Here is a 15,342-nt window from a genome sequence, read left to right as displayed (position 1 = left end):
TCAGGAAAATAATGGGTCTAGATGCTGGTTGCCGCGGTGGATTGCTCCATCGCCTTGCGCAGGCGTTCCCGGCTGTTGCTCAGATGCAGTCGCATGGCAGAGCGGGCGGCGTCGCTATCCTGCCGCAGGATCGCCTGGTAGATATCTTCATGTTCACGGTTGACCCGGCGCAGGTACTCGCTGCGGTCATCAGCAAAGAAGCGGAAAGTCTGCACCCGGGCGCGCGGGATCATCAGAGCGCCCAGGTAGCTGAACAGATGGGTGAAATGCGTATTGCCCGTTGCCTCGGCGATCGTCTGATGAAAATCAAGATCAGGGGCCACGGCATCCTCGGCCGCTTCGATCGCCGCTTCCATCAGATCCAGGGCCCGGCGCATTGCTTCCACATGCTCTGGCTTGCGCCGCTGCGCGGCCAGGGCGGCGGCCTCGGCCTCCAGCCCGATGCGCAACTCCAGCACGTTGATCACTTCCTTGATCAGGTCGAGGCTTGTTTCATCGATGCGGAAGGGTTGCGCGCTGGCGCCCGGCTGCACGAACGCGCCGACGCCCTGCTGGGTGGCGACCAGACCAGCGGCGCGCAGGCTCGAAATCGCCTCGCGCACCACCGTGCGGCTGACGCCGAATTCCTCGATCAGTTCCTGTTCGCTGGGCAGTTTGTCGCCAGGCTTGAGGCTGCCCTTCGCCACGCGCTCTGTCAGGGTCCTGACAAGCTGGGATGTCAGTGTCTCGCGTCGGCGCAGAGCCGTCACCGGTTGGTCTCCTGGTCCATGGCCGAACAAGCAGCCGGGGGATGATTGTCACGATTAGCACCCTTTATCTTGTATGACAACTGATAGGTTGTTCGAGTAGCGGAATGACAGGCACGAACGGGGTCATAAATCTGTTTTGTATTAAATATTTGATATATATCATATATATATATAGAATTTCTAGGTGGCGATGCAAAATTGATCAAAACCCCGCCAAAGGAGGATTGACTCAAAAATCCCCCCATGTTGTATGATGTCACGACGACTAAGCCATGTCGTTCAATCGGCCGGGCCGCAAAAACGCCCTGTATCACGGGAGGAAAAATATGAAGTCCAGAACAGCTATGCGCGCCCTGCTTGGCGCGGCCGTCGCGGTGGCGCTTTCGGGTGCGGCGACGGCGAAAGAGTTCCGCTCCGCGGATGTCCATCCGATGGACTATCCCACCGTTCAGGCGGTGGCCTATATGGGCAAGCTGATCAACGAGCGCACCAGCGGCAAGCATTCGGTGAAGGTGTTCGGCCAGAGCTCGCTGGGCTCGGAAAAGGACACGATCGAGCAGACCAAGCTCGGTGCGCTCGACATGGTGCGCGTCAACATCTCGCCATTCAACAATATCGTGCCGGAAACCATCGTTCCTGCGCTGCCTTTCGTGTTCAAGTCGAAAGATCACATGCGCCGCGTGCTGGATGGCCCGATCGGCGAGGAGATCCTGAAATCGCTGGAGTCGCAGGGCTTCGTCGGCCTGGCCTTCTATGACAGCGGCTCGCGCAGCTTCTACACCACCAAGAAGCCGATCAGGTCGGTTGCCGACATGAAGGGCATGAAGATCCGCGTGCAGCAGTCTGACATGTGGGTGGCGATGATGCAGGCGCTTGGTGCCAATGCCACGCCGCTGCCCTATGCCGAGGTTTATACCGCGCTGAAGACTGGCGTGGTGGACGGTGCCGAGAATAACTGGCCGTCCTACGATTCCTCGCGGCACTATGAAGTGGCCCAGATGTACAGCCTGACCGAACATTCGATGGCGCCGGAACTGCTGGTTTTCTCCAAGCGGGTATGGGACAGCCTGTCGAAGGACGAGCAGGACGTGATCCGCAAGGCGGCCAAGGAATCGGTACCCTACATGCGCAAGCTGTGGGACGAGCGCGAGGCGGCTTCGCGCAAGACGGTGGAGGCCGGCGGTTCCAAGATCATCAGCGATCTGGACAAGAAGTCATTCCAGGACGCGATGCAACCGGTCTATGCCAAATTCGCCGGCGATGCCAAGCTGCAGGCGCTGGTGAAGCGCATTCAGGAAACCAACTGACGTCCCGCAGGTCCTGTAACGTCAAGAACCGGGAGTATCCATGCTGCGCTGGCTCAGCCCCATCAACGCCTGGATCTCCCGGCTTTGCATGTATGTTGCCGTTGCCGGACTGCTCGGCATTGTCGGCGTGGTCGCCTATCAGGTTTTCGGACGGTACGTGCTGAACGACACGCCAACCTGGGCAGAAAGCCTGGCGCTGGTGCTTGTGCTCTATGTCACCATGTTCGGCGCCGCAGTCGGAGTGCGGGATGCCGGCCATATAGGCCTTGAATCCGTGCTGGTCATGGTGCTGCCTGAGCGGCACCGCATCTGGGTCGAAATCCTGATCCATGTTCTGGTCGCCTGCTTTGGCCTTGTGATGGGCTGGAATGCCTGGCTGCTGGCCGATTCCGTGATGGCCTACAAGATTCCCACCCTGGGCCTCCCCGAAGGGCTTAACCATCTGCCGCTGTCGATCGCCGGCGGCCTGATCGGCCTGTTCTCGCTTGAGCATATTCTCGCCCTGATCGCGGGCGAAGAGGTCCACCCCTCATGGCATTGATCATCCTGTCCGTAAGTTTCTTCGGCTTACTCGTTCTCGGCGTACCGGTCGCTTTCTCCATCGGGTTGTCCGCCGTCGCCACCATCCTCTATGAGGGTCTGCCGCTCGCCGTGGTATTCCAGCGGATGACAGCCGGCATGAACATCTTCTCGTTTCTGGCGATCCCGTTCTTCATCTTTGCCGGCGAATTGATGCTTTATGGCGGGGTAGCTGACCGCATCGTGCAATTCGCCAAGAACCTGATCGGGCATATCCGCGGCGGACTCGGCATGTCGAATGTGGTGGCCTGCACGCTGTTTGGCGGCGTGTCGGGTTCTCCGGTGGCCGATGTCTCGGCCATGGGCGCGGTAATGATCCCGATGATGAAGAAGGAGGGTTACGACGCCGATTACGCCGTCAATGTGACCACTCATGCCTCGCTGGTTGGCGCCTTGATGCCGACCAGCCACAACATGATCATCTATTCGCTGGCCGCTGGAGGCAAAGTCTCGATTGCCGCGCTGATCCTGGCCGGCATGATCCCGGCCGTGCTGCTCACCATCTGTATGCTGGTGGCCGCCTATCTGGTGGCGATTCGGCGCGGTTATCCGGCAGGTGTGTTTCCGGGCCGCCAGGCCGTGCTGCGTTCGGCGGCCGCTGCCATTCCCGGGCTGTTTGTCGTGGTGATCATCATCACCGGCATTCTTTCCGGCGTGTTCACCGCCACGGAGTCGGCTGCCATCGCGGTGATCTACGCGATCCTGCTGGCGACCCTGCTGTACCGCTCGCTGAAATGGGAGCATCTGATCAAGGCCGCCGCCAAGGCGGTCAAGACCACTGGCATTGTGCTGTTGCTGATCGGCGTGTCGAACACCTTTGGCTACCTGATCAGCCTCTACAGCGTGGCCGACCTGACCGGCCAGGCGCTCAGCAGCATCACGACATCGCCCTGGATGATCTTCCTGCTGGTCAACGTGATCCTGTTCGTGCTGGGCACCTTCCTGGATATGGCGGCCACCATCCTGATCTGCACGCCGATTTTCCTGCCGATCTGCATGCAGTACGGCATGGGTCCGGTGCAGTTCGGCATGCTGATGCTGATCAATTGCGCGCTCGGTCTCAATACCCCGCCCGTCGGCACCACGCAGTTCGTCGGCTGCGCCATCGGCGGAGTCTCCATCGGCACGGTGATGCGCACCATCTGGCCTTTCTATGGCGCCCTGATCGCGGCACTGTTCCTGGTCACCTATGTGCCGGCCTTCTCCCAGTTCCTGCCCGACTATTTCCTGGGCCGTCACTAAGCCCATCAAGAGGGTTGGGCCAAAAGGCATCCCGCGCTAGTCTGGCGTCGGAGGTGCCGCCATGTCCGAAGCCATCGATCTTGTCATCACCCCGCGCAGCCGCGATCTGGGCGAGGGTTTCATGGTGCGGCGCATTCTGCCTTACGCAAAGCGGCGCCATGTCGGGCCTTTCGTCTTTCTCGATCACATGGGGCCAGCGGATTTCCCGCCCGGGCATGGCCTCGATGTGCGCCCGCATCCCCATATCGGGCTGGCCACCGTCACCTACCTGTTCGAGGGCGAGATCATGCACCGCGACAGTCTTGGGGTGACGCAGCCGATCCGTCCAGGCGACGTGAACTGGATGGTGGCCGGGCGCGGCATCGTGCATTCCGAGCGCACGCGCGATGAACTGCGCCGCAGCGGAAGCGCCCTGCATGGCATCCAGTCATGGCTGGCCCTGCCGCAGACGCACGAGGAAACCGCACCTGATTTCCGTCACCACCCGGCCGCCAGTCTGCCTGAGATGGAGCAGTCCGGTGCACGCATGCGCCTGATCGCCGGGGCTGCCTTCGGTGCTGTGTCGCCGGTACAGACCTTTGCGCCAATGTTTTATCTCGATGTAGTCCTCGACGACGAGGCGGTGTTGCCGCTGCCCGGGGAATACGAGGAACGGGCTGTCTATGTGGCCATCGGCATGGTGGTGCTGGATGGCGAGCGCTATGAAGCCGGCAGCATGCTCGTGCTCAAGCCGGGCAGCCAGCCACGCATCATAGCCCAGGGGCCGGCACGGCTGATGTTGCTGGGCGGCGCGCCGCTGGATGGCGAACGGTATCTGTGGTGGAACTTCGTTTCATCGTCAAAAGACCGGATCGAGCAGGCCAAGACGGACTGGAAGAGCGGCCGTTTCACCATGGTGCCGGGCGATCCAGAGTTCATTCCCCTGCCAGAGGCCTAGGCATGGCCAAGCCAAAGGATAACGGCGAATATCGTGCGGCCCTGCGTGACCTGCAGATCGAACTGGTCAAGCTGCAACGCCATCTGATCAAGCACGAAGAGAAGGTGCTGATCGTTCTGGAGGGGCGGGATGGTGCGGGCAAGGATGGCACGATCAAGGCCGTCACCGAGCATATGAGCCCACGCGAGACCCGCGTCGTCGCACTGGGCAAACCATCTGACCGCGAACGCAGCCAATGGTATTTTCAGCGGTATGTGCCGCATCTCCCGGCAGGCGGCGAGATCGTGCTGTTTAACCGCAGTTGGTATAACCGCGCCGGCGTCGAGCGTGTGATGGGTTTCTGCACCAGGCAGGACTGTGAGGATTTCCTTGTCGCAGTTCCGATTTTTGAGGACCTGCTGGTGCGTTCCGGCATTCACTTATTCAAATACTACCTCGATATCGACAAGGACGAGCAGAAACAGCGCCTGCAATCCCGCCGAGGCGACCCGCTGAAGCAGTGGAAAATCAGCCCGATTGATAATGCGGCGCTGAAACACTGGAAGGATTACAGCAAGGCCCGCGATGCCATGCTGTCGCGGACCAGCAGCGCCGTGGCGCCATGGACCATCGTACGGGCCAACCACAAGCCGACGGCCCGGCTGAACCTGATCCGCGACTTGCTCGGGCGGCTGGATTATGCTGACAAGGCGAAGGCCAAACAGATCGCGCCCGACCGCGGCATCGTGTTCCCCTTCGATCTGGATGCCCTGCACGACGGCCGCCTGTCGGCTTGAGTCTGTCGGCCTAATCCTTTTCCACCCAGCGATCGCGCTGCTTGCGGTAACGCCGCTTCACGGCGGCCCAGGCGATGCGGTGGGCAATGGCTTCGCGGTCGGGATCATGACGGTGATCCTGCCAGGCATGATTGAAGACCGCGCGGAAGATGTCCTGCGCATGCGCGGGCAGAATGTCGCGCAGGTTATCCGGCAGATCGATATTGCTGGCGTATGGCATGACGCCCTCGCCGATTCAGCGCGGCGGGGCTTCGCGGCGCGGCGGGGCCGGCACGTATTCCACGCTGGGCGTGGCGCGCACCGGCTGCGGATACAGCGTCATCAATTCGGCAACTTCATCAGGCATGTCCGTGCTGACCGGCAGGCCCAGGCTGGCGGCCTCGTCGGCTGTGATCGGGTAATCGTGGGTCCACTGCCCTTTGCTGAGCTGGTCGGCCAGTTCGGCCGCTCTGGCCGCATCCATATGACGTCCCAGCAGTTGCGTGGCAGCAGCGCGCAACTGGCGCGTTGCCTTCTCGCCGATATCGGCCAGGATTACGGTCTGGTCATCGATCTCGGCCATCGGCTTGTCGCGCAATACCCGCGCGACCGAGGCCGCCGGAAAGCCACCCACCTGCGGATCGATCGGCCCCAGCATCGCATGCGGCGCCATCACAATACTATCGGCGGCCAACGCGATCAGCGTGCCGCCCGACATCGCCAGGTGCGGCACGAAGGCTGTGACCCGCCCGCCATGGCGGCGCAGGGCAGCAGCGATCTGCAGCGTGGCGATGGCCAGTCCGCCCGGCGTGTGCAGGATGATGTCGATCGGCATGTCCGGATCGGTGTCGCGTATCACCTGGATCACGTCCTCGGCATCGTCGATATCGATGTAACGCACCAGCGGGAAGCCCAGCAGGCGCATGGTTTCCTGCCGGTGCACCAGGGTGATGACCTGGCTGCCGCGCTGGCGCTGCAGTTGCATGGTCTTGCGGGCTCGCATCATGACCAGGATGCGCTGCCGCAGCATCGGCTGCAAAGCCATGCCGATAAAGAAGATCCAGATCAGGTCGCTGATCGACACTGCGGAACTCAGCTCAATTCCGCTTTGACATGGGCCAGAATGTCGGCGTTGTCGGCCTTTACCAGATCCTTGTGAATTTCGGCAGCCACCAGTTTCTGCACGGCAGCGCTGAATTCATCCCGCAGCACACCAAGCATCCGGGGTGGGGCGATCACCACCAGCTGGGCGAACAGCTTCTCCTCGCAGGCATGGTTAAGCCGTTCGGCCACGCTTTTGGCGAATTTGTCCTCGGCCATCTGGTGCGGATCGTGGCGCGGTTCCATGGCCGACCGCTGCCCGGTGCTGGCGAAGGCGCGACCGGGCTTGTCGCTTTTCAGGTCGCGCGAGAAGCCGTGCGTATCGGCGGCGGTCATGTCATAACCCGGCACGGCTCGCAGCGGTCCGGCCAGGATCGAGATTTCATACACATGGGCCTGACTGGCATCGGTGACCAGGATCCAGGTCGGGATCGGAAGCTGAAATGCCATGGCGCTTCTCCTCGTTCGGAACTGTGGCAGGCTGCCACAATTGCAGTCACGGCGGGTTGATATGCGTCAAAACGTCCGGCATTCGGTCTCGTTAGCATATCAGGAATGGAGGCCAGTGATGCGGGCGATGATGCTGCGGGCCGTTGGCCGGCCCTTGGTGATGACCGATCTGCCGGAGCCGCAACCCGGTCCCGGTCAGGTGGTTGTCGCCGTGCATGCCTGTGGCGTCTGCCGCACCGATCTGCATGTCGTAGACGGCGAATTACCCGATGCCAAATACCCGCTGGTGCCAGGACACGAGGTCGTCGGCCATGTCATCGCGCTGGGCGAGGGGGTGGCGGGATTTGCCCTTGGCGAGCGTGTTGGGATCCCCTGGCTGGGCTGGAGTTGCGGCACTTGTCGCTTTTGCATCGCTGGTGAAGAGAATCTCTGCGACCAGGCACGCTTCACCGGCTATCAGGTCGATGGCGGTTACGCCGACCGTATCGTGGTCGATCATCGCTACTGTTTCCCTATTCCCGATGGGATCAGCGATATCGAGGCTGCGCCGCTGCTCTGTGCCGGCCTGATCGGCTATCGCGCCTATCGCATGGCGGGCGCGGTCTCGGCGCTGGGGTTATATGGTTTTGGCGCGGCAGCACATATCCTGATCCAGGTGGCGGTGGCGCAGGGCATGCGGGTCTACGCGTTTACCCGGCCGGGCGACGCCGCGGCACAGGATTTTGCCCGCCGCCTGGGTGCGGCCTGGGCCGGGCCATCCGATGTCTTGCCGCCGGAGCCACTGGATGCCGCCATCATCTTCGCTCCAGTTGGCGATCTGGTGCCGCTGGCGCTGAAGGCCGTGCGCAAGGGCGGCCAGGTGATATGCGCCGGTATCCACATGAGCGATATCCCGGCTTTTCCCTATCGTCTGCTGTGGGGCGAACGCATGGTGAAATCGGTCGCCAATCTCACGCGGCAGGATGCCATCGATTTTCTGGCCCTGGCGCCTCTGATTCCCGTGCGTACACACCCCGTGCCCTATGCACTGCGGGATGCCAACCGGGCGCTGGACGATCTGCGGGCTGGTCGGCTGCAGGGTGCTGCCGTTCTGGTCACGGAAAGCGCATAGCGCCTGCCTTGCCACAGCTGGCGGATTGGGGAATCCTCTGCCATTCGCAACGGGCAGGCCACCTGTCCGGGATGCCAAAGGGAGGATTGCCGTGACCCATCTGAAACATGCCGATCTGCTGCGGCGCCAGGCCTATATCGATGGCGCCTGGGTGAATGCCGACAGCGGCAAGAGCTTCAAGGTCTCCAACCCCGCCGATGGCAGTCTGATCGCCGAAGTGCCCGATATGGGCCGTGCCGAGGCGAAGCGCGCCATCGACGCTGCTCATGCTGCCTGGCCGGCCTGGGCAGGACTGACAGCCAAGCAGCGCGCCGCCCTGCTGCGCAAATGGTATGACCTGATCCTGCAGCACCAGGATGATCTCGGTGCGTTGATGACGCTGGAACAGGGCAAGCCCTTGGCCGAAGCAAAGGGCGAGGTAGCCTACGGTGCCAGCTTTGTCGAATGGTTTGCCGAGGAAGGCCGCCGGATCTATGGCGACGTGATCCCCGCCCATGCGCCCGACAAGCGCATAGTGGTGATCAAGCAGCCGATCGGGGTGGTGGCTGCGATCACGCCCTGGAATTTCCCGGTCGCCATGATCACCCGCAAGGTGGCGCCGGCCCTTGCGGCCGGTTGCCCCGTGGTGGTGAAACCGGCCGAGGACACGCCGCTCTGTGCGCTGGCCCTGGCACGGCTGGCGGAAGAGGCCGGCATCCCGAAAGGCGTGTTCAACGTCGTCACTACCATGGATGGTCCGGGCGTGGGGATCGAACTCACCACCAACCCGAAAGTGCGCAAGGTCTCCTTCACCGGCTCCACGGAAGTCGGCAAGATCCTGATGCGGCAGAGCGCCGACACGTTGAAGAAACTGTCGCTGGAGCTTGGCGGCAATGCGCCCTTCATCGTGTTCGACGACGCCGATATCGATGCCGCCATTGCCGGCGCTATGGTCTCGAAATACCGTAACACCGGCCAGACCTGCGTCTGCGCCAACCGCCTGTTCGTGCAGGACGGCGTCTACGATGCCTTCGCCGCCAAACTGACCGAGGCGGTAAAAAAACTGAAAACCGGCCCGGGTTTCACCGATGGCGTCAACCAGGGCCCGCTGATCAACCAGGATGCATTGGACAAGGTCGAGCGCCTGGTGGCCGATGCCACTGCGAAAGGCGCGAGAGTTCTGGTCGGCGGCGCAAAGCATGAGTTGGGGGGCACCTTCTATCAGCCCAGCGTGATCACCGAGGCAACCACCGACATGGCCTGTGCGCAGGAAGAAATTTTTGGCCCGGTCGCCGTGCTGTTCCGTTTCAAGGATGAAGCCGAGGCAATCCGCCTGGCGAATGATACGCCTTACGGCCTGGCCGCCTATTTCTACAGCCGCGATATCGGTCGGGTGTGGCGCGTGGCCGAGAAGCTGGAATATGGCATCGTCGGGATCAATGAAGGGCTGATCTCCACTGCCGAGGCGCCATTCGGCGGCGTAAAGGAGTCCGGCACGGGGCGCGAAGGCTCAAAATACGGCATCGACAGCTTTGTGGAGATCAAATACCTCTGCTTCGGCGGGGTCTGACGGCTACAGCATCGCGCCATGCCGTCAAGGCATTGGTCGCCCGCATCGCCAGTCACTATAGTCAGGGTTGAGCCGACGGCGCATAGAACGCCGCGGTCCCCCTGACTGCGAGGATTGCGATGAACGAGCGTTGCGATGTGGTGATTATCGGCGGCGGAATTGCTGGCGCCGGAGCGGGCTATGCGCTGGCGCGCGACGGCAGAAACGTCGTTCTGCTGGAACGCGAGAACCAGCCAGGTTATCACACCACCGGCCGCTCGGCGGCTTTGTTCGCCGAGACCTACGGCAATGCGCCGATCCGCGCGCTAACGGTGGCCAGCCGCGATTTCCTGATGCACCCGCCGGCCGGCTTCAGCGACGTGGCAATCCTCACGCCGCGCGGTGCGCTCCATGCGGGCGGCGAGCAGAATGCCGCCCATCTGGACGCAGCCTTTGCCGACATGCACAGGCTGGTGCCCAGCGTCCGTCGCCTGAAACCGGCCGAGGTGATGGAGATCATGCCCGTGATGCGGCCTGAAGCTGCCGCTGGCGGCGGGCTGTATGAACCCGATGCCATGGATATCGAGGTCCATGCCCTGCATCGGGGATTTCTGCGCGGCATGACGGCGGCCGGCGGCCGCATGGTGACGGATGCTGAGGTGAAGGGTGTTTCGCGTGCCGGTGCTGACTGGCAGGTCGAAACCACACAGGGCCGCTTCAGCGCGCCGGTGGTGGTCAATGCCGCCGGCGCCTGGGCCGATGTGATCGCAGGCATGGCCGGCGTGGCGCCGATCGGCCTGAAACCGAAGCGTCGCACGGCGCTGACTTTCGATCCGCCGGCCGGCACCGATATTCACCGCTGGCCGATGGTGATCGATGCCCACGAGGACTGGTATTTCAAACCTGATGCCGGTCGCATCCTGCTGTCGCCCTGCGACGAGACCGATTCGGAACCCTGTGACGCCCAGCCCGACGAGATGGATCTCGCCATTGCTATCGACCGCCTGGAAACCGCCACCACGCTGCAGGTGCGAAGGCTGGCGGCGAAATGGGCTGGCCTGCGCAGCTTTGTGGCCGATCGCACCATCGTGGCCGGCTTTGATCCCGCTGCGCCGGGGTTTTTCTGGCTCGCCGCCCAAGGCGGCTATGGTATCCAGACCTCGGCGGCGATGAGTCGGGTGGCCGGAGCGCTGGCATCTGGCCGGACTTTGCCGCAGGATATCCTTGATCTCGGCGTGACCGAGCAGGATCTGAGCCCGACCCGATTGCGATGAATGCCCCCTTCGCCCCGGCCAAGCCGTCCGTCGGCTATAGCGCCTGTCCGCATGATTGTCCCTCCACCTGCGCGCTGGAGATCGACCTTTTGCCGGACGGCAGGATCGGGCGGGTGCGGGGCGCGGAAGCAAACAGCTACACCGCCGGCGTGATCTGCGCCAAGGTGGCGCGCTATGCCGAGCGGGCCAACCACCCCCAGCGCCTGCTGCATCCGCTGCTGCGGACTGGACCCAAAGGTTCGGGACAGTTCGCCCCGATTTCGTGGAGCGAAGCGCTGGACCGTACGGCCGAGGCCTTTCTGGCGGCGGAAAAGAAATACGGCAGCGAAACCGTCTGGCCCTATTACTATGCCGGCACCATGGGCCTGGTGCAGCGCGACGGCATCAACCGTCTGCGACATGCCAAACGCTATTCCGGCCAGCATTCCACCATCTGCGTCACGTTGGCGCGTGCCGGCTACATCGCCGCCACCGGGCATCTGAGCGGTCCCGATCCGCGCGAGATGGCGAAAAGCGATTGCGTCGTGATCTGGGGCACCAATGCCGTGCATACCCAGGTGAACGTGATGACCCACGCGATCCGCGCCCGCAAGGAACGCGGCGCCAAGATCGTGGTGGTCGACGTCTACAACAATGCCACCGCCCAGCAAGCCGACATGGCCCTGATCCTGCGGCCGGGTACCGACGGTGCGCTGGCCTGCGCGGTGATGCATGTGCTGTTCCGCGACGGCTATGCCGACCGCGACTACATGGCGCGTCATACCGACGTGCCGGCCGAACTGGAAGCACATCTGCAAAGCCGCACGCCGGAATGGGCCGCGGCCATCACCGGCTTGAGCGTGGCCGAGATCGAGACATTCGCGCGGCTGCTGGGTGAAACCAAGCGGCATTACATCCGTCTGGGCTATGGTTTCGCACGCAGCCGCAACGGCGCGGTAAACATGCATGCCGCCACCTGCATTGCCAGTGTGACCGGGTCCTGGCAATACGAGGGCGGCGGTGCCTTCCACAATAACGGCGCGATCTTCCACTGGGACAAGACGCTGATCGACGGGCTGGATGTGGTCGATCCCACGATCCGCATGCTGGACCAGTCGCAGATCGGGCCGGTGCTGACCGGCGATGCAAAAGCCCTGAAGAATGGCCCGCCGGTGACGGCTTTGCTGATCCAGAGCACCAATCCGATGGAGGTGGCGCCGGATTCCAATCTGGTGAAGCGCGGCTTCGAGCGCGACGACCTGTTCGTCTGCGTGCACGAACAGTTCATGACGGCGACGGCCAAGATGGCCGATATCGTGCTGCCCGCCACCATGTTCACCGAGCATGACGACATCTACCAGGCCGGGGGACAGCAGCATATCCTGCTGGGGCCCAAGCTGGTGGAAGCCCCGGGCGAGGCGCGTGAGAACCATTATGTAATCTGCGAACTGGCGAAGCGGCTGGGTGCCGAACACCCGGGGTTTGGCATGAGCGCCATGGATATGGTGGAGGCCACCCTGAAGAGTTCGGGCTGGCCCGATGTGGCCACCCTGCGCAGCCAGCGCTGGCATGATTGCCAGCCGGATTTCGAGACGGCGCATTTCCTCAACGGCTTTGGCTGGCCGGACAGAAAATTCCGCTTCGCGCCGGACTGGGCGGCGATGGGTCCGAACCATACCGGCATGCCGCGCCTGCCCGATCACTGGACCAGCATCGAGGAGGCGACGGAAGAACACCCCTTCCGCCTGGCCACATCGCCGGCGCGCAATTTCCTCAATACCAGCTTCACCGAAACGCCGACATCGACCAGCCGCGAGGCGCGGCCGACCGTGTTCATCCACCCCGAGGATGCCGCCGGCCTGCAGATTGTCGACGGGCAACTGGTGCGGCTTGGCAACCGGCGTGGCCAGATCCGCATCCATGCCAGGCTTTATGACGGCGTGCAGCGCGGCGTGGTGATCGTGGAAAGCATCTGGCCCCATGCCGCCTTCGTGGACGACATGGGCATCAACGCCCTGACCGGTGCCGATGCGGCCCAGCCCAATGGCGGCGGCGCCTTCCATGATAACGCTATCTGGATCCGCGCAGCCTAGGTCATCTGGAGTTCGTTAAGGTCCACGGCAGTCAGTGCAGATTGGGCTCCGCAACCCTGACCGGTTTGTGTCAGCGTGTTTTCAGCAGGTCGACCAAGTCATCGAATATATAGACGCCCGTGGCGATGACCGATGGATGACGGTGCTTGTCAGTGCCGTAGGCCAGCGGCGCGCCGTCGGCGGTGGAGACGCGACCACCGGCCTCGCGCACCAGCAGGTCGGCGGCGGCGATGTCCCAGTCGCTCTTTTCGGTCAGGCTGATGGCAGCATCGTATTTGCCGCAGGCCACCAGGGCCATGCGATAGGCGATGGAGTTGCGATAAGCGAAGTCGGCCTTGGCGGTGTGCGCCATCCAGCCGTGGCGCTCGAAGGTACGACGGCTGGCCAGGAAGCGGGCTTCCATCAGGCTGGCATGGCCTGAGGCATGGATCGGCTTGCCATTCAGCTTTGCGCCGCCGCCATGGGTGGCCTCGAAGAACTCATCGCTCGCCGGATTGAAGATCGCCGCCAGCACCGGCCGGGCGTCGTGCATCAGCGCGACACAGATGGTGAATTCCGGCTTGCGATCGATGAAGGCGCGGGTGCCGTCAATAGGATCGATGATCCAGGTGGCGCCGTTCCTGCCATGCTGGAGGCCGCTTTCCTCGCTGAGCCAGCCGTAATCGGGCCGCGCACCCAGCAGCCGGTCGCGCAGCAGGGCGTCGACGGCAATATCGGCTTCCGAAACCGGATCATTCGGCTTCTTGTTCCAGGACTTCAGGTCGCCTTTGAAATACTGCAGGGCAAGCTGGCCGGCCTCGCGTACTGCAGCGAGCAACAGGTCATGATCCTGCCTGAGGGACGTCATGGCGCGCCGTCAGCGGCCGGCGACGGTCATGCCGTCGATGCGGATTGTGGGCGCATCGGTGCCGAAACGAAATTCAAGGTCGTTGGCCGGGATGAGACGCGGGAACATCTCTTTCAGGTTGCCGGCAATGGTGATTTCCGAGACCGGTTCCGCCAGTTGGCCGTCGCGGATCACAAAGCCGGCGGCGCCGCGGCTGTAATCGCCGGTCACGCCGTTGACGCCCATGCCGATCAGTTCGGTGACGTAGAGGCCCAGTTTGATATCGGCCATCAGTTCTGCCGGCGTCTGCTTGCCGGGATTGAGATAGATGTTGGTCGGCGCGGGCGAAGGGGGTGACGAGGTACCGCGCGAGGCATGGCCGGTGCTGGCCATGCCCAGCTGCCGCGCCGTGGCGCAATCCAGCAGCCAGGTAGTCAGTCGGCCGTCCTCGATCAGGGTGCGGGCCTGGCGTGCCACGCCCTCCATGTCGAACCAGCGTGAGCGGAAGCCGCGCTGGCGCAAGGGGTCGTCGGTGATGGTGATGCCGGGTGCGAAAACCATCTGGCCGAGCTTGTCCTTCAGGAACGACGTGCCGCGCGCCACCGCGGCACCGTTGATGGCGCCGGCCAGGTGCCCGACCATGCTGGTCGCTACCCGCGGGTCGAACAGGATGGGCATCGCGGAACTGTCCAGTTTCACGGGATTGAGGCGACGCACCGCCCGTTCTCCGGCCTTACGACCAATGCTGGCCGGATCCGGCAGGTCGCTGAAATGGGTTTTCGCCTCATAATCCCAATCGCGCTCCATGCCGGTATCCTTGCCGGCAATGGCGGCGGCCGAAATGCTGTGCGAACCGCTGAAGCCACTGCCGCTGAAGCCGGCGGTATTGGCATAGGCGACCAGACCAAAGCCGCGGCCGGCGCTGCCTCCCTCGGAATTGGTCACGCCAGGTACCGCCAGTGCGGCTGCTTCCGCCGCCTTGGCGCGTTCCAGCAGTTGCGGCATTTCGAGCTCGATGCCGTCGAACAGATCGAGTTCGACCGGCTGACTGGCAAGTTGAGCGGGTTCGGGCAGGCCGCAATATTTGTCGTCCGGTGCCGCGCGCGCCATGCTGACGGCGCGGGTCACCAGTTCCTGCAACGCGGGTCGGGCAAAATCGGTGGTGGAGACGCAGGCCTGGCGCTGGCCGACCAATACTCGCAAACCAAGATCGCGGCTTTCCGAGGATTCGACATCTTCAGGCTGCCCCAGGCGTACGCTGGCACTGAGTGAGCGTGATTCATGATAGACCGCGTCGGCGGCATCGGCTCCGGCCCTGCGGGCGGCTTTGATCAGATCGGCAATCAGGCTCTGCGCATCCAGGGCGCGCTGGCGGGGATCGGACATTGGAATGCTTTTCTAAACGGGAGGG

The 15,342-nt window shown here is 63.0% G+C and carries 15 protein-coding genes; 9 read left to right on the top strand and 6 right to left on the bottom strand.

All coding sequences use genetic code 11. From position 1 onward, the window contains the following. Positions 1-17 precede the first annotated feature (17 nt). Positions 18-749: a FadR/GntR family transcriptional regulator gene (locus ACK4FK_RS01865; protein ID WP_409740304.1), complete on the bottom strand. Its 732-nt coding sequence runs from the start codon at positions 747-749 to the stop codon at positions 18-20. Positions 750-1,075: 326 nt separating this feature from the next. Here ACK4FK_RS01865 and ACK4FK_RS01860 point away from each other — a divergent pair, with 326 nt between their 5' ends. The 5 genes from ACK4FK_RS01860 (at position 1,076) to ppk2 (ending at position 5,590) form a co-directional block, all read left to right on the top strand. Continuing rightward, the gene (locus tag ACK4FK_RS01860; RefSeq protein ID WP_409740301.1) at positions 1,076-2,056 is read left to right on the top strand and encodes a TRAP transporter substrate-binding protein; all 981 of its coding nucleotides are present in this window, start codon (positions 1,076-1,078) and stop codon (positions 2,054-2,056) included. 40 nt (positions 2,057-2,096) lie between these two features. Next, positions 2,097-2,597 (top strand): TRAP transporter small permease, encoded by a 501-nt coding sequence (locus ACK4FK_RS01855; RefSeq protein ID WP_409740298.1) that lies wholly within the window; start codon positions 2,097-2,099, stop codon positions 2,595-2,597. After that, positions 2,588-3,877, top strand: a complete 1,290-nt coding sequence (locus ACK4FK_RS01850) for a TRAP transporter large permease (protein WP_409740295.1) — start codon at positions 2,588-2,590, stop codon at positions 3,875-3,877. The genes ACK4FK_RS01855 and ACK4FK_RS01850 overlap by 10 nt, the downstream gene beginning before the upstream one ends. A 61-nt stretch (positions 3,878-3,938) precedes the next feature. Further along, positions 3,939-4,814, top strand: a complete 876-nt coding sequence (locus tag ACK4FK_RS01845) for a pirin family protein (protein ID WP_409740292.1) — start codon at positions 3,939-3,941, stop codon at positions 4,812-4,814. Positions 4,815-4,816: 2 nt separating this feature from the next. Further along, on the top strand, positions 4,817-5,590 hold the full coding sequence (gene ppk2 / locus ACK4FK_RS01840; protein ID WP_409740289.1) for a polyphosphate kinase 2: 774 nt from the start codon (positions 4,817-4,819) through the stop codon (positions 5,588-5,590). Between the two features lie 10 nt (positions 5,591-5,600). On the opposite strand, the gene ACK4FK_RS01835 is transcribed toward ppk2, so the two are convergent. From ACK4FK_RS01835 to ACK4FK_RS01825, 3 genes are read right to left on the bottom strand one after another with little or no spacing between them, the layout of a single operon-like run. Next, a complete protein-coding gene (locus ACK4FK_RS01835) occupies positions 5,601-5,810 on the bottom strand; it encodes a ChaB family protein (RefSeq protein ID WP_409740286.1) in 210 nt (69 codons plus the stop codon). A gap of 15 nt (positions 5,811-5,825) precedes the next feature. Continuing rightward, positions 5,826-6,653, bottom strand: a complete 828-nt coding sequence (locus ACK4FK_RS01830; RefSeq protein ID WP_409740283.1) for an SDH family Clp fold serine proteinase — start codon at positions 6,651-6,653, stop codon at positions 5,826-5,828. Positions 6,654-6,661: 8 nt separating this feature from the next. Then, complete coding sequence (locus ACK4FK_RS01825; RefSeq protein WP_409740280.1) at positions 6,662-7,120, bottom strand: host attachment protein; 459 nt, start codon at positions 7,118-7,120, stop codon at positions 6,662-6,664. Positions 7,121-7,238: 118 nt separating this feature from the next. Between ACK4FK_RS01825 and ACK4FK_RS01820 the strand changes: the two genes are divergently transcribed. The 4 genes from ACK4FK_RS01820 to ACK4FK_RS01805 all read left to right on the top strand — a co-directional run bounded on the left by ACK4FK_RS01820 (position 7,239) and on the right by ACK4FK_RS01805 (position 13,105). Next, positions 7,239-8,231 (top strand): zinc-dependent alcohol dehydrogenase family protein, encoded by a 993-nt coding sequence (locus ACK4FK_RS01820; RefSeq protein ID WP_409740278.1) that lies wholly within the window; start codon positions 7,239-7,241, stop codon positions 8,229-8,231. A 91-nt stretch (positions 8,232-8,322) separates the two neighbouring features. Beyond that, positions 8,323-9,780, top strand: coding sequence for an NAD-dependent succinate-semialdehyde dehydrogenase (locus tag ACK4FK_RS01815; protein WP_409740275.1), 1,458 nt, complete (start codon positions 8,323-8,325; stop codon positions 9,778-9,780). Between the two features lie 119 nt (positions 9,781-9,899). After that, on the top strand, positions 9,900-11,033 hold the full coding sequence (locus ACK4FK_RS01810) for an NAD(P)/FAD-dependent oxidoreductase (protein ID WP_409740273.1): 1,134 nt from the start codon (positions 9,900-9,902) through the stop codon (positions 11,031-11,033). After that, positions 11,030-13,105, top strand: a complete 2,076-nt coding sequence (locus ACK4FK_RS01805; RefSeq protein ID WP_409740270.1) for a molybdopterin oxidoreductase family protein — start codon at positions 11,030-11,032, stop codon at positions 13,103-13,105. The genes ACK4FK_RS01810 and ACK4FK_RS01805 overlap by 4 nt, the downstream gene beginning before the upstream one ends. Before the next feature lie 70 nt (positions 13,106-13,175). On the opposite strand, the gene ACK4FK_RS01800 is transcribed toward ACK4FK_RS01805, so the two are convergent. Beyond that, positions 13,176-13,952 (bottom strand): 3'(2'),5'-bisphosphate nucleotidase CysQ, encoded by a 777-nt coding sequence (locus tag ACK4FK_RS01800; RefSeq protein ID WP_409740267.1) that lies wholly within the window; start codon positions 13,950-13,952, stop codon positions 13,176-13,178. A 9-nt stretch (positions 13,953-13,961) separates the two neighbouring features. Continuing rightward, complete coding sequence (locus ACK4FK_RS01795; protein WP_409740264.1) at positions 13,962-15,317, bottom strand: TldD/PmbA family protein; 1,356 nt, start codon at positions 15,315-15,317, stop codon at positions 13,962-13,964. Between the last annotated feature and the right edge of the window lie 25 nt (positions 15,318-15,342).

Origin of the sequence: Ferrovibrio sp. (genome assembly GCF_046297895.1) — a bacterium.
Taxonomy (GTDB): Bacteria; Pseudomonadota; Alphaproteobacteria; order Ferrovibrionales; family Ferrovibrionaceae; genus Ferrovibrio.
This window is presented reverse-complemented; position numbering and strand designations above follow the sequence as displayed.